The sequence below is a fragment of the Azospirillum sp. UENF 211521 genome (assembly GCF_058780535.1).
Window position 1 is genome coordinate 1,806,421 of sequence record NZ_JBSNCF010000001.1, and the last position, 13,378, is coordinate 1,819,798.

Genomic DNA, 13,378 nt, shown 5'->3' on the forward strand with positions numbered 1-13,378 from the left:
CGCCGCGGCGCGCTATGGTGCGCCCGGTGGTCACCGGATCGCCAAGAGTCCGGGACGCCCGCAAGAAGAGCACGAGACAAAGAACACAAGAACCGGAAGGGACGAGCATGAGTGACGAGACCCCCAGCCGCCGCGCCGCCGCGGCCTTCGCCCAGACCGCGGACGCCGCGACGCCGGTCGCCTTCGCCGATCTGGAGGCCCTTCTGGAGCGCATCTTCCTGCGCCACGGCGCGTCGGAACGGGTGGCGGCGATCCTCGCGGAGAACTGCGCGTCCTGCGAGCGCGACGGCTCCACCAGCCACGGCGTGTTCCGCATCCCCGGCTATGTCGGCTCGCTGAAGAGCGGCTGGGTGGACGGGCGGGCCGAACCGACGGTGGAGGAGGCCGGTCCCGCCTTCCTGCGCGTCGACGCCGCCAACGGCTTCACCCAGCCCGCCTTCCTGGCCGCCCGCGACCGCTTCCTGGAGATGGTGCGCGACAACGGCGTCGCCGTGATGGCGATCCGCAACTCCCACCATTTCAGCGCCCTGTGGCCGGACGTCGAGCCCTTCGCGCGGGAGGGGCTGGTGGCGCTCTCCTTCGTCAACAGCTTCGCCTGCGTCGTGCCGCCGGGCGGCAAGGCCGCGGTCTACGGCACCAACCCGATGGCCTTCGCCACCCCGGTGGCCGGCGGCGACCCGATGGTCTTCGACCAGGCGGCCAGTTCCATGGCCAACGGCGACGTGCGCATCGCGGCGCGCGAGGGGCACGCCATTCCCGCCGGCTCCGGCGTGGACCGCGACGGCAAGCCGACCACCGACCCCAAGGCCGTCCTCGACGGCGGCGCCCTGCTGCCCTTCGGCGGCCACAAGGGCGGCTCCATCGCCTTCATGATCGAGGTGCTGGCAGCGGCGCTGACCGGCGGCAAATACTCGCGCGAGGTCGACTGGTCGGCCCATCCCGGCGCCGAGACGCCCTGCACCGGCCAGCTCTTCATCGTCATCGACCCGGAGCGCGGCGGGACCGGCGCCTTCGCCGACCGCGTCGCCGGCCTCATCGGCGAGGTGAAGGAAGCGGGACAGGACCGCATGCCGGGCGAGCGCCGCTACGCCCGCCGCGCCCGCACCCTGCGCGACGGCATCCCGCTGGCCCCCGCCCGGCTGGCCGAGCTGCGCGCTCTGGCCGGCGACGCCTGATACCCCTTCCCTCCTTCAAACCCGGTCGGTTCCCGCCATGACGACGCCCACCATCGCCACCCTGTCCCGCCGGCTCGACGACGGCGCCACCACCAGCCGCCGGCTCATCGACGCCGCCCTCGCCGCCATCGCGGCCGGGGGCGAGGAGGCGCGCATGACCTACACCGCCCTGCACGCCGATCCGGCCCGCGCGGCGGCGGACGCCCAGGACCTGCTGCGCCGGGCCGGGCAGCACCCCTCCCCGCTGGCCGGCCTGCCGATCTCGGTCAAGGACCTGTTCGACGAGGCCGGGCATGTCACGCGGGCCGGGTCGCGGGCGCTGGAGGGCGCCGCCCCCGCCAGCCGCGACGCCGACGCGGTGGCCCGGCTGCGCGCCGCCGGGGCGGTGGTGGTGGGGCGGACCAACATGACGGAGTTCGCCTTCTCCGGCGTCGGCATCAACCCGCATTACGGCACCCCCGGCAACCCCGCCGATCCCGCGCGCATCCCCGGCGGTTCGTCGTCGGGCGCCGGGGTGTCGGTGGCGGCGGGCCATGTCCCGCTGGCGCTCGGCACCGACACCGGCGGCTCGATCCGCATCCCGGCGGCGCTCTGCGGCCTCGTCGGCTTCAAGCCGACGCAACGCCGGGTGTCGCTGCGCGGCGCCCTGCCGCTGTCCTGGTCGCTCGATTCCATCGGGCCGCTCGCCCGGACGGTGGAATGCTGCGCCATCGCCGACGCCGTCCTGGCCGGCGAGGCGGAGTGGGTGCCGCCGCCGGTCGGGCTGGCCGGGCTGCGCTTCGCCGTGCCGCAGACGGTGGTCCTCGACGGCATGGAGGACGCGGTGGCCGCCGCCTTCGACGCCGCCTGCCGCCGCCTGTCCGAGGCCGGGGCGCGCATCGTCGAGAGTCCCATGGCGGAGTTGGCGGAGATCGGCCCGGCCAACGCCAAGGGCGGCCTGCCCGCGGCGGAGGCGGCCCACTGGCACCGCGACCTGCTGGCGGAGAAGGGCGACCTCTACGACCCGCGCGTCCGCGTGCGGATCGAGCGCGGCCGGACCATGAGCGCCGTCGATTACATCGAGGTGGCGCAGCGCCGCGCCGACCTGATCGCCCGCACCGACCGGACCACGGCGGACTATGACGCGCTGCTGATGCCGACCGTGCCGCTGCTGGCGCCGCGCATCGACGCCTTCGCCGAGGACGCGGAATTCGCGCGGCTGAACCTGCTGCTGCTGCGCAACTGCGCCCTGTTCAACTTCCTGGACCGCTGCGCCATCAGCCTGCCGATGCAGCGCGCCGGCGATCTGCCCAGCGGCCTGATGCTGGTCGGCGCGGCCGGGGCCGACCGCCGCCTGCTGTCCATCGCCGCCGCGGTGGAACCGGTGGTGGGCGCCTGACGCGAAGGGGGCGGGCGGGGAGCGGCGCACCGGCCCCCGTCAGCCTCCCCGTCAGAACCCCAGGGCGCAGCCGTCCTTGCGGTGGTCCGAGCCGGCGATCAGCAGGCCGGCCGCGTGGTCGATCCAGATCGCCTGCCCGCCGCCCATCGGCTCGTCCCGGCGGACCACAGCATGGCCGCGGCGCGCCAGCTCCGCCGCGGTGTCCTCCGCCACGGTGGGCTCGATCTCCAGAACGCCGTTGAAGGCGAAGCTGCGCGGCTGGTCGATGGCGGCCTGGACGTCCAGCCCACGGTCGAGGACCGCCGACACGAAGGCGCCATGCCCCGCCGCCTGATAATGGCCACCCATCACGCCGAAGGGGCAGACCGCGCGCCCGTCCTTGCGGATCAGGCCGGGGATGATGGTGTGCAGCGGGCGGCGCCGCGGCGCCAGGGCGTTGGGGTGCCCCTCGGTCAGGCGGAAGGAGGTGCCGCGGCTGTGCAGGAGGACGCCGGTCGCCGGGTCGAGCTGCACGCTGCCGAAGCTGTGGAAGATCGAGTTGATGAAGGAGATGGCGTTGCCGTCGCGGTCGACCACGCTGAGGCAGACCGTGTCCTTGTGCTCTGCCTCCGTCCACAGGGCGGGGGCCTGGGCGCGGGTCGGGTCGATGCGGCGGCGCAGCGCCGCCGTTGCCTCCGCCGACAGCAGCGTGGCGACGGCGTCCGGTCCGCCATCCCCCACCAGGACGTCGCGATGGTGGTAAGCGAGCTTGGTCGCCTCGGCGTGCAGATGGTGGCGGTCGGCGTCGCCGACCGACGGCGACAGGTCGAAGCCGCCCAGCGCGTTGAGGATCATCAGCGCAGCGAGGCCCTGGCCGTTCGGCGGGCATTCCAGGATCTCGTAGCCGCGGTAGTCGGTGGCGATCGGCGTCACATACTCCGCCCCGTCCTGCGCCGCCGCGAAGTCGTCCAGCGTGTGCAGCCCGCCGCGGGCGCGCAGGAAGCCGATCAGCGAGTCCGCCGTTGCCCCCGCGTAGAAGGCGGCCGCTCCGTGGGCCGCGATGTCCCGCAGCCGTTGGCCGAGCCGCGGCTGGGCGTGGCGTTCCCCGGCGCGCGGGGCGCGGCCGCCGGGCAGGAAGACGGCGCGGCAGCCCTCGTCCGCCGCCAGCAGGGGGACCGCCGCCGCCCAGTCCTGGGCCACCCGCGGGGAGACGCCGTAGCCCTCCTCGGCGTAGCGGATGGCGCGGAGGAAGACCCGGTCGAGCGGCAGCCGCCCGTGGTCGGCGTGGAGCCGCGTCCAGGCGGCGACGGCGCCCGGCACGGTGACCGCGTGGCCGCCGTGGCGCGGGATCTCGCCGGTGATGCCCAGCCCGGCCAGACGCTCCACGCTCGCGGCGGCGGGAGCGCGCCCGCTGCCGTTCAGGGCGACCACCGGCCCGTTCGCCGGGGCGTAGAGGGCGAAGGCATCGCCGCCGATGCCGGTCATGTGCGGCTCGACCACGCATTGCACCGCGACGGCGGCGATGGCCGCGTCCACGGCGTTGCCGCCCGACGCCAGGATGTCGAGCGCCGCCGCGCTCGCCAGCGGGTGCGAGGTGGCCACCGCGGCCTCCGTCGCCACCAGCGCCGACCGCCCGGGCCGGCAGAAGTCACGCATCACGACGGGGCGCCCTCCGGAACGGGAAACGGGTCAGTGCGGATCGCGGCGCAGGGGAATGACGCGGCGGTTCCGGGTCTCCGGCTCCTTCGCGTCGTGGATCTGCACCTTCTTGAGCTGGATGACGTACCGCTCGGCGCCGTTGACCATCACGGCGATGACGGTCGGCCCGTTCGCCCAGTCGCTGGGCACGAGGTGAAGTTCCTTGATGCGCGCGGTTCCGGCGGTCAGCTCCGCCAGGTCCAGAACCTCGTCCCCGGCGCGAAACCCCAGATATTCATCGACGATCATGGCGTCCGGCGGCAGTGTCTTGGCAGTGATCCCAAGCCTACCAGCACCGCGGGCGGCGGGCCACATTGCAGGCCGCCGCCCGGCGCTTTTTCATAGGGGGACTTACGGACGGCGCGTCAGGTGGCAAAACGCGTCATATGATTGTCCCAGCGGAAGTCGGCCAGCCGCAGCCCGTCGCCCGGCAGGTCCGGCGCCGCGCCGACCGTCCGGAGATTGCCGAGCCCGCTGCTCGCCAGGAAGCCGTCGCCGTCCGGGGCGATGCCGCAGCCGTCGGGCAGCGCCGCCGCCCCCAGCCACGCGCCGGTGGCGTCGTCCCACACCCCGATGATTCCACCCTTGGGCGAGCTGGCCGCGACCTTGCCCTTGTCGGCGGCGACGCTGCCGATGTAACCCTCGAAGCGGGACAGCTCATCGTCCGGCGTCTCGAACAGGCGCACCGCGCCGCCGCCCGGACGGTGCGTGCCGGTCAGCGGCTGGAGCATGCCGACCGGCCGCTCGTCCTGCGCGCCGAAGGCGATGCCGCCGTCGGCCAGGGCGGCGATGTGGCGGATGCCGAGATTCGCGTGCTCCTCCGGCAGGCGGACCTGATCGAGCAGCTTCCCGCTCGCCACCTCGACGTAGGTGATCGAGGAGTCCATCTCGTCCAGGTTCAGCTTGGCCCGGCCGGTGTCCGGGTGGGTGATGACGCCGCCGTTGCCGACCGCCAGCACCGTGCCGTCCGCGATCATCAGAAGCTCGTGCGGCCCCAGCCCGTGGGTCGGCATCGCGCCGACGCGGCGATAGCCGTCCATCGCGTCGTAGACGCCGATCGACCCGGTCTCACGCGGCACGTCGTCCTCCGCCACGTAGAGCAGCCGCCCGTCGGTGGAGAAGGCGCCGTGACCGGTGAAGCGGCGGTCCTCCGGCACGCGGATCACCGGCCCCGGACGCCCGTCGACCAAGGACAGCGGCATGAACCAGCGGCCCGGACGGCGGGCGAAGGCGACCGCCTCGGCCCGCGTCGGGTGGACGACGATGCCGTGGGCGCGGCCCGGCGTCGGGGTGGTGAGGCGCACGCCGCCGACCCCGTCCAGCGCCGCCACGCCATAGTCGGGCGAAGCCGCCGCGGTGGCGTAGGCGTTGAGGAACAGCGTGCCCCCGGCGGTCTCCGCCCGCGCCGGCCCCAGGAGGGCGCCGAGAAGGCCGCCCCCGAGGACGCTGCCCCCAAGCAGGCCGCCGCCAATCAGGAGCAGGGTGCCCCGGCGGGTCGCGTCCATCGCTCAGTCTCCATCCAGTTCGTTGAAGCCGATGCTGATGTCCAGCAGCGGCGCGACGGTGCCGGTCAGCAGGTTGCGCAGATCCTTGGCCCGTTGCAGGGTGGCCTCCACGGTCTTGCGCTTGGCCGGATCGGCGACGGCGACGTTGATCGGCGCGGGGATCGCCTCGGCGGCGCGGACCGCGGCGGTGAAGCCCTCCTCCAGCGCGCGGCGGGCTTGGGCTCCGGCGTCGCCGGCGGGCAGCAGCGCGGTCAGGCCAGGGCCGCCGCCCTCGCCCAGCAGCAGGGCGCGCAGGGCCTCCAGGTTGATGCGGACGTTGCGCGCCGACTGGCCGCTGCGCAGCGCCTCGGCCACCGCCGGCTTGGCCTCCCCGGCGTTGGGGCCGAGCGGCGCCAGCAGCTTCTGGTCGGCGACCACCTGAAGGGCGGTGAGCGACCCGGTGAACAGAACGTTGACCGCCGACCCAGCGTCCGGGCCGAGCGCGGTCGGCTCCCCGGCGGTCAGCGGCGCCTCCAGCGCCTTCCAGCCGTCCCGGACCTCACGGGTGATGGTGAGGACGTTCTGCGCCACCGCGACGGCCAGCGCGCCGCGGAAGCGTCCGGCCTCGTCGCCCTGGAAGGACGCGGCGGTGACGCCCTCGTCGAACAGCAGCCGCTCCAGCGCGGTCAGCCCCTGCACCGCGGCGCTCTGGCGGGCCAGCCCGCCCGGCTCCAGCAGCTTCGGGTCGCGGGCCTTCAGCATGGCGAGGATCTGCCGCTGCACCACCCCGGCCCGTTCCGGCCAGAAGGCGATGCGGTCGGCGCGCAGCTCCATCGACAGCGGCCCGGCGCGCAGGTGCTGGACGCCGGCCCAGGCGTCGTAGACAGCGCGGTGGGCGGCGCGGCAGCTCTCCAGCCCGTCCGCGGTCGGCGCCGCGGCGAACTGGGCCAGCCGCTCCGCGTAGATGCCGGCGGCACCGGCCAGCGCGTCGAAGCGCGGCAGGGCGTGGGTTCGGACCAGACCGCCCAGCACGGCGGCGTCCCCCGCCGGCTCCCGCGCCGCCAGGGCGACGCGGCCCGGCAGAAGGATCGACAGGGCGGCGGCCGACATCAGGCCGATCATGCGGCGGCGTTGCATCTCATCACCTATGCCATTCAAACCGTGTGGACTTTAGAGCCCCAGAACGAAACGCACCAACTTTTCCCGGTCGCCGCGCGGGAGGGCCATGAAGGCGCCGCGCGCCTTGCTTGCTTCGCCGCCGTGCCACAGGATGGCCTCGGTGACGCTGCGCGCCCGCCCGTCGTGGAGCAAGGCGAGTTTGCCGTCGGACTCGGCCAGCCGCTTCATTCCCCACAACGGCGTCGTGCGCCAGTCGCGGCCCCGCGCCTCGCCCATCGCCACGCCGTCGGCCAGATCCTCGCCCAGGTCGTGGAGAAGCAGGTCGCTGTAGGGAAAGATCGTCCGGCGGGACAGCGCGGGGTGCGCCGCGTCCTCCGCCGTGGTGAAGGAGGGGCGGTGGCAGGACGCGCAGCCGGTGGCGGCGAACAGCGCGCCGCCCGCCGTGACGCGCGGCGCCTCCAGCCCGCCGTCGGGCGGCAGGGTGCGCAGATAGCCGTCGATCAGCCCGATCACCGTGGAGGGAATCTCCAGCCCCTCATACTGCGGGGAGTCGCCGTGCGGGGCGTTCCGGCATTCGGTCTGCGCCGGGGTGCAGTCGCCCCAGGGCTCGGGATAGGCCGGGGTGGACATGCCGATGTCGAGGCTGAAGGCTTCCGAATTCTGGCGGTGCAGCGTCGGGTGGACGGCCTTCCAGCCGAAGCGGCCGAGCTGCCGCGTGCCCTCCGGCGCCACCCAGTTGGGGCGCCCGACGATGCCGTCGCCGTCGCGGTCCTCCGGATCGGCGCCGGCCAGGATGTCGGCCTCGGGGATGCGCTCCAGCAGGCCCATGCCGCGCACGGACGGGGCGATGCGGGCGGAGATCGCCGTCGCCTCGGCCAGCGGCCCGTAATTGAGGTCGGTGACCGTCACCACCGGCCGGCGCAGCGTCGCCGTGTCGCCGTCGGGGAAGCGCACCGTCTCCTCGCGGTAGCTCAGGGACGGCTTGCCCTCGATGGCGAAGCCGAGCACCGCGTTGGTCTGGATCTGCCGGCCATAGACGGGGTCGCCGCTGAGCTTCAGCGCGTAGCCGACGCCGCGGTCGTCCGGCGTGTCGGGATCGGGCGGCCGCCCCTGGCGGGCCGCCGGATGGCAGGCAGCGCAGGAGCGGGCGTCGTAGAGCGGCCCCAGCCCGTCGTTGGCGTGCGTCACCGTCGGGGCGCTGACCCACATCCGCCGGAACAGCTTCTCGCCGATCCGGGTGTCGAGGTCGCCCGCCGCCGCCGGCAGGGCCGGCAGCAGGGCGAGCAGGAAGGCGAGGCGGGCTTTCATCGGTCGGGCGGGCATCGGTCGGGCGGAAGGCCCCATTCTATAAAGTTCAAAAGGCCGGGCCGCGGCCCCTCCCCCGCGCGGGCGGTCGGCGGGGAGCGGACAACGCCGCCCCACGCGGGAAGGAAGGACCGCGGCCCGTGGTCCGTCGGCTTGCTTGCCGCCGGATTATTTGCCGACGTCTTACTTGCCGACCGCCGACGGGTTGTCGAGGCTGTTCGAACCGGCCAGTTCGACCGAGACGCCCAGGGCGGCGACGACGCCTTCCAGGGCCTTCTTCTGGTCGACCAGACGGTCCACCGCGGTCGAGATGATCGCGTTGCCTTCGGCGTTGTCGGGGCCGATCATCTGGTCGTAGGCCATCTTGCCGCTGTCGGCGGTGTCCTTCATGACCTTCATGGCGGCGGTGGTGGCGGTCATCGCCTCCTTCACCTTGGCGTCGGCCTCCGGCGCGGTGGCGGCGACAAGCTGCGACAGCGACGGGCCGGTCACGACCTTGCCGTCCACGCGGGTGTAGCGCCCGTTGTAGACGTTCACCATGCCGACCTGGTCGTAATAGTGCGAGTTGTGCGTGTTGTCGGAGAAGCAGTCATGCTCCTCCTCCGGATCGTGCAGCATGAGACCGAGCTTCATGCGCTCGCCAGCCAGTTCGCCGTAGCTCAGGCTGCCGAGGCCGGTCAGGATGCGGGCGACGCCCTCCGACTCCTTGGCCTTGGCGATGGAGGCGCGGGCCTTGCCCTTGGCGCCCCAGGACTTGGCCATCTCCTCCAGATCCTCGACCAGCATCTGGGTGGCGACGGTCAGGAACTGGGCGCGGCGGTCGCAGTGGCCGTTCGTGCAGTCCTTGCCCTTGGCGTAGTCGGTCGCCTTGCGGTCGCCGGCGCCCGGGCCCGTGCCGTTCAGGTCCTGGCCCCACAGCAGGAACTCGACGGCGTGGTAGCCGGTCGCCACGTTGGCCTCGACCTTGCCGGCCTCGTGCAGCTTGTCGGCCAGCAGCTCCTTGGTGATCTTGCGGGCGTCGATGGTCTTGTCGCCGGCCTTGATCTTCGGGTTGGCGATCACGTTGGCCTTGGCGAAGGGGTTGCTGTCGCCCCCGGCGTAGCTGTCGTCGACATAGTCGATCAGGCCTTCGTCGAGCGGCCAGGCGTTGACCTTGCCCTCCCACTCGTCGACGATCGGGTTGCCGAAGCGGAAGGCCTCGGTCTGCATGTAGGGGACGCGGGCGTTCAGCCAGGCCGTGCGGGCGGCGGACAGCGTCGCCTCCGACGGGTTGGCCACCAGCGCGTCGACGGCCTTCTTCAGCGCCTTGGCGGTGCTGGCGGAGTCCTCGTAGCTGGCCTGGGCGATGTCGGCGTAGGTCTTCACCACGTCCTTGTAGGCGGGCTTGGACGACTGGGCGTCGGCGGCGAGCGGCGCCAGCGCGATGAGAGCCGCGGCGGCAAAGCCGGAGGCGTGCTTGAACATGAAGGTCTCCTCAAGCGTCGGTGATCGTTGGCGTGAGAGCCATGAAAGTGCGAAGCATTCTCAACATGCGCCGCTAATCACTCTCATTGTCAAGATGCAATCGCAATGCGACGGCGGGTTGGCCGCATTTGCGGCGGGCGACGGGGCCATGAAGGCGATCCCGCCCGCCCACGCTCACTTCAGAAGCGGTTCGTAACGGGCGTCGGTCAGCGTCTTCATGAAGGCGACCAGCGCCTTGATTCGGCGGTCGTCGAGCGCCGGCCCCTCCTCCAGCTCCTTGATGGAGACGGTGGCGGCGATTTCCGGATTGCCCCAGGGCTTGCCGGTTTCCGGGTTGATCTGGTCCGCCGGCTTGCGGCTGTTGTACTTGTTGTAGAAGCGGACGACGGTCTCCAGGTCCTTGAAGACGCCGTTGTGCATGTAGGGGCCGGTCACCGCGACGTTGCGCAGGGTCGGCGTCTTGAACTTCCCCTCATAGGCCTTCTGGCCCTTCAGCGCCGGATTCTCGGCCAGCCCGCGGTCGATGTGCGTCGCCGCCACCCCGTTGGCCGCCCGCAGCTCCGCGTTCACCGGCACGCCGATGTTGTGGTACTCGTAGTTGGTGAAGACCTCGTTCGTCGCCGCCGGCATCGCGTTCAGCTTGTGGCAGACGTTGCAGTTGGTGAACTGCTGCGAGAAGAACAGGGTCATCCCCAGTTCCTCCTCGCCGGTCATCTTGTAGTCGCCGCGCAGATAGCGGTCGTACTTGGAGTCGAAGGGCGAGAAGACGTCGGTCTTTTCGAAGGCGGCGATGCTGTCGGTCATCGCGTCGTAGGCGCGGTCGGCGTCGTCCAGCACCCCGGCGCCGTAGAGGGCGACGAAGCTGCGCGTGTAGTCCGCGTTCTCCTTCAGCCTCCCCTGCACCTCCGCCTTGGAGGCCATGCCCATCTCGGCGGGGTTCAACGGCGGCCCGCCGGCCTGCTCCTGAAGGGTGGCGGCGCGGCCGTCGTGGAACTGCCCGCCGAAGGGAACCCCGCTCGCCTTGAAGCCGAAGCGCGGGGCGAGATGGGCGTAGGCGGCGGTCGGCGCGTTGCGGTCGCCCAGCGACTTGCCGTCCGCGCCCAGCGAGGCCGCACCGCGCGGGTCGGCGAAGCCGAATTCCGGGTTGTGGCAGGTCGCGCAGGACTGGCTGCGCGTGGAAGACAGGTTGTTGTCGAAGAACAGCGCCTTGCCCAGCTCGGCCTTGGCCTTCTGCAGCTCCGCCTTCTGCAGGTCCGCTGGATCGGCGGCCATGCCGGACGCGCTGGCGATCAACAGGGCGGACAGCGCCGCGGCCGGCGCAACATATTTGCCGAACAATGACATCCTGACTCTCGCTCCTTGACGGCGGTGGCCCATGGCCGCAATCCATGGCGGGGGACCGCCGGCAGTATCCATGCCCTTCGGCCTGGATGATAGTTATTCTCATTATCACGAAGGTGCGACCTATTGCCACTGGTCGTAGAACCGGCGGGATTAACTCCCCGCCCCGTTCGTCCGGCGCCGCTCCCGGACGGTCGATCCGGTCCGGGCGCTTCGGCCCGACGGAAAAGGGTACCCCGACCCGGCTACCGACTCTGCTTCGCCATCCGGAGAGCGCGCCGCCATTCCGGAGAACGCGACACCACCGTCGGAACTCCAAATGTTCCGCGCGTCGCGAAGGGAGTGACGGCCCCAGTGACGGCACAATCCCGCCATAACCCGATAATCACTTCAATTTCTAACGATTTCCTTTCAAAGCAATCCGACCGGCATTCAACTCTCCGCACGGCGCATTTCTTCCCGTTTCTTTGATACAGCGCCGCCGAGCACGGCGGCTTCCGCGCTTTGCCTGAAGACGGCGCGAAAAGTTGCGTTGCACATCGCGAAGACAACGGCACAGGCCCGCCGGACTACTCCTATCGATAGGTTTATTAAAATACCGTGTTTCGCCATCCTTCAAATCACAGACGCCGTGCATTCCCCGAAAATCAGTAATCGAACCTCTTCGCTTCATCTTCCTGAAGCGAAAACCCTTCGCATCACAATTATCAACGGAGACAATCAATGACCCTGTTCGCCAACATCCGCGCCATCATTTCTCCGGTCCAGGCCGCGACCAAGGACCGCAAGGGCATCACGGCCCTCGAATACGGTCTGGCGGCGGCCCTGGTCGCGCTCGTCATCATCGGCGGCGCCCGCACCTTCGGCACCAACGTCAGCACCCTGTTCACCGGCATCGGCACCACGGTCAGCGGCACCTCGACGACCATTCCGAAGTAAACGCCGCAAGCCCCCCTCCCACGCGAAGCTCCCGCCATGGATACGATCGCTCTCTTCGATCCCCTCTCCCTGGCACCGCCCATGGCGGGGCTTGCGCTGGGCTGGGCGGCGGCGGACGACCTTTGCCGGCGCATCATCCCGGACACGGTGTCGATCCTCCTCGCCACCCTCGGCCTCGCGCTTCCGCTGTGGCAGGGCTCCCCCTTTCCCTGGGTCAGCCTTGCCGCCGCCGCCACGCTCTTCCTCGTCCTGTGCGCCCTGCACCGCCGGGGCTGGCTGGGCGGCGGGGACGTGAAGCTGGCCTCCTCCATCCTGCTGCTGGTCGGGGTGGAGCGGGCCGCGCCCTTCGCAACCGCGACCGCGCTGGCCGGCGGGGCGCTCTCCCTCCTCTATCTCGCCGGGTGGCTGGCCCTGCGCAAGGCACGCCCGGCGCGCCGGCTGCTGCGCCGCCGCGGCGGACGCTCCACGCCGGTCCGCCTTCTCGCCCATCTCCTGGCGGCCGAGGCGCACCGCGTCGCCACCCGCCATTCCGTGCCCTATGGCGTCGCCCTGGCCGCCGGCGGGCTGATCACCCTCTCCAACCCCACCGGAGGAGCGGCATGGTTCTGAGAGTGCTATTCCTGTCCCTGCTGCTCGTCGGGCTGTCGCTGGTGGGCTACGTGTCCTTCTCGATGCTGCCGGCACCGACCGCCGCCGTCGCGGTCCCGGCGCCCGCGGCGCCCATGGACTCCGTGCTGGTCGCCGCCCGCCCGATCTCCACCGGCATGCTGCTGCGCGCCGAGGATCTGCGCTGGGAGCCCTGGCCGCCGGGCCGTCTCGGCGACGGCTACATGGTGCGGGGCCGCGTCGCGGAAAGCGCCTACAGCGGCGCCGTCACCCGCCGCTCCTTCGCGGCGGGCGAGCCGATCATGGCCGGCCACATCGTCGCGCCGGGGGAGCGCGGCTTCCTCGCCGCCGTCCTGTCGCCGGGCAGCCGCGCCGTGTCGGTGGCGGTGGACGCGGTCAGCGCAACCGGCGGGCTGATCTGGCCCGGCGACCGCGTGGACCTGATCCTGACCCAGAATTTCGAATCCCAGGCGGGGCGCGACCTGCGCAGCCGGGCGGTCGGCGAGACCGTCCTGCAGAACCTGCGCGTCATCGCCATCGACCAGCAACTCGGCGAGGCCGGCATGCTGAAGAACGGGCCGGACGGCCGCGTTCCGCGCACCGTGACGCTGGAGGTCACCGCCCGCCAGAGCGAGACGGTCACCGTCGCCGCCGCCATGGGCAAGCTGTCGCTGGCGCTGCGCAGCCTGCTCGCCGACGAGACTGCCCTCGCCGCCGGGGCGGCGGAGCCCGCTTCCGCACCCACCTGGGCCGAGGACGTGTCGCCCGCCCTGCGCCAGCTTCCCACACCCCACAGCGCGGAGGCGCCCGCCGCCCGCCGCCCGGCGCTGCTCATCATCCGCGGCTCCAAGACGGAAACGCTCGAACGCTGAACCGGCGCGCCGACCCAG

12 protein-coding genes are annotated in these 13,378 nt (G+C 71.9%); 5 read left to right on the forward strand and 7 right to left on the reverse strand.

The window, feature by feature from the left end; all coding sequences use genetic code 11:
- Nucleotides 1-107 precede the first annotated feature (107 nt).
- Together ACWPN5_RS08455 and ACWPN5_RS08460 are read left to right on the forward strand one after the other, a co-directional pair.
- On the forward strand, nucleotides 108-1,175 hold the full coding sequence (locus ACWPN5_RS08455) for an Ldh family oxidoreductase (RefSeq protein ID WP_492295178.1): 1,068 nt from the start codon (nucleotides 108-110) through the stop codon (nucleotides 1,173-1,175).
- Between the two features lie 37 nt (nucleotides 1,176-1,212).
- Nucleotides 1,213-2,553, forward strand: a complete 1,341-nt coding sequence (locus ACWPN5_RS08460) for an amidase (protein ID WP_492295179.1) — start codon at nucleotides 1,213-1,215, stop codon at nucleotides 2,551-2,553.
- A 51-nt stretch (nucleotides 2,554-2,604) separates the two neighbouring features.
- On the opposite strand, the gene ACWPN5_RS08465 is transcribed toward ACWPN5_RS08460, so the two are convergent.
- From ACWPN5_RS08465 to ACWPN5_RS08495, 7 genes are all read right to left on the reverse strand, one after another.
- Nucleotides 2,605-4,188: a gamma-glutamyltransferase family protein gene (locus tag ACWPN5_RS08465; RefSeq protein WP_200478013.1), complete on the reverse strand. Its 1,584-nt coding sequence runs from the start codon at nucleotides 4,186-4,188 to the stop codon at nucleotides 2,605-2,607.
- 33 nt (nucleotides 4,189-4,221) lie between these two features.
- Nucleotides 4,222-4,479, reverse strand: a complete 258-nt coding sequence (locus ACWPN5_RS08470; RefSeq protein WP_145677783.1) for a hypothetical protein — start codon at nucleotides 4,477-4,479, stop codon at nucleotides 4,222-4,224.
- Between the two features lie 116 nt (nucleotides 4,480-4,595).
- Entirely contained in the window at nucleotides 4,596-5,735 is a 1,140-nt protein-coding gene (locus tag ACWPN5_RS08475; protein WP_492295180.1) for a DUF1513 domain-containing protein, read from the reverse strand.
- A 3-nt stretch (nucleotides 5,736-5,738) separates the two neighbouring features.
- Nucleotides 5,739-6,851: an imelysin family protein gene (locus ACWPN5_RS08480; protein WP_492295181.1), complete on the reverse strand. Its 1,113-nt coding sequence runs from the start codon at nucleotides 6,849-6,851 to the stop codon at nucleotides 5,739-5,741.
- A gap of 33 nt (nucleotides 6,852-6,884) precedes the next feature.
- Nucleotides 6,885-8,141 carry a di-heme oxidoreductase family protein gene (locus ACWPN5_RS08485; RefSeq protein WP_492295182.1) on the reverse strand — a complete coding sequence of 419 codons (1,257 nt, stop codon included), beginning with the start codon at nucleotides 8,139-8,141 and terminating at the stop codon, nucleotides 6,885-6,887.
- Between the two features lie 180 nt (nucleotides 8,142-8,321).
- Nucleotides 8,322-9,602, reverse strand: a complete 1,281-nt coding sequence (locus tag ACWPN5_RS08490; protein WP_145687058.1) for an imelysin family protein — start codon at nucleotides 9,600-9,602, stop codon at nucleotides 8,322-8,324.
- A gap of 174 nt (nucleotides 9,603-9,776) precedes the next feature.
- A complete protein-coding gene (locus ACWPN5_RS08495) occupies nucleotides 9,777-10,946 on the reverse strand; it encodes a cytochrome-c peroxidase (protein WP_492295183.1) in 1,170 nt (389 codons plus the stop codon).
- Between the two features lie 720 nt (nucleotides 10,947-11,666).
- On the opposite strand from ACWPN5_RS08495, the gene ACWPN5_RS08500 reads away from it, so the two are divergent.
- Genes ACWPN5_RS08500 through cpaB form a run of 3 tightly spaced genes read left to right on the forward strand, consistent with a single transcriptional unit; the run spans nucleotide 11,667 to nucleotide 13,360 of the window.
- Nucleotides 11,667-11,882, forward strand: coding sequence for a Flp family type IVb pilin (locus tag ACWPN5_RS08500; RefSeq protein WP_145677766.1), 216 nt, complete (start codon nucleotides 11,667-11,669; stop codon nucleotides 11,880-11,882).
- A 36-nt stretch (nucleotides 11,883-11,918) separates the two neighbouring features.
- Nucleotides 11,919-12,491, forward strand: coding sequence for a prepilin peptidase (locus tag ACWPN5_RS08505; RefSeq protein ID WP_145687054.1), 573 nt, complete (start codon nucleotides 11,919-11,921; stop codon nucleotides 12,489-12,491).
- Entirely contained in the window at nucleotides 12,482-13,360 is an 879-nt protein-coding gene (cpaB, locus tag ACWPN5_RS08510) for a Flp pilus assembly protein CpaB (RefSeq protein ID WP_492295184.1), read from the forward strand. The genes ACWPN5_RS08505 and cpaB overlap by 10 nt, the downstream gene beginning before the upstream one ends.
- Nucleotides 13,361-13,378 lie beyond the last annotated feature (18 nt).

Excerpts from the sequence above, each read along its gene's own strand:
- ACWPN5_RS08455 (WP_492295178.1), top strand. The coding sequence starts at position 108 with ATGAGTGACGAGACCCCCAGCCGCCGCGCCGCCGCGGCCTTCGCCCAG.
- ACWPN5_RS08460 (WP_492295179.1), top strand. The coding sequence starts at position 1,213 with ATGACGACGCCCACCATCGCCACCCTGTCCCGCCGGCTCGACGACGGC.
- ACWPN5_RS08465 (WP_200478013.1), bottom strand. The coding sequence starts at position 4,188 with ATGCGTGACTTCTGCCGGCCCGGGCGGTCGGCGCTGGTGGCGACGGAG.
- ACWPN5_RS08470 (WP_145677783.1), bottom strand. The coding sequence starts at position 4,479 with ATGATCGTCGATGAATATCTGGGGTTTCGCGCCGGGGACGAGGTTCTG.
- ACWPN5_RS08475 (WP_492295180.1), bottom strand. The coding sequence starts at position 5,735 with ATGGACGCGACCCGCCGGGGCACCCTGCTCCTGATTGGCGGCGGCCTG.
- ACWPN5_RS08480 (WP_492295181.1), bottom strand. The coding sequence starts at position 6,851 with ATGCAACGCCGCCGCATGATCGGCCTGATGTCGGCCGCCGCCCTGTCG.
- ACWPN5_RS08485 (WP_492295182.1), bottom strand. The coding sequence starts at position 8,141 with ATGAAAGCCCGCCTCGCCTTCCTGCTCGCCCTGCTGCCGGCCCTGCCG.
- ACWPN5_RS08490 (WP_145687058.1), bottom strand. The coding sequence starts at position 9,602 with ATGTTCAAGCACGCCTCCGGCTTTGCCGCCGCGGCTCTCATCGCGCTG.
- ACWPN5_RS08495 (WP_492295183.1), bottom strand. The coding sequence starts at position 10,946 with ATGTCATTGTTCGGCAAATATGTTGCGCCGGCCGCGGCGCTGTCCGCC.
- ACWPN5_RS08500 (WP_145677766.1), top strand. The coding sequence starts at position 11,667 with ATGACCCTGTTCGCCAACATCCGCGCCATCATTTCTCCGGTCCAGGCC.
- ACWPN5_RS08505 (WP_145687054.1), top strand. The coding sequence starts at position 11,919 with ATGGATACGATCGCTCTCTTCGATCCCCTCTCCCTGGCACCGCCCATG.
- cpaB (WP_492295184.1), top strand. The coding sequence starts at position 12,482 with ATGGTTCTGAGAGTGCTATTCCTGTCCCTGCTGCTCGTCGGGCTGTCG.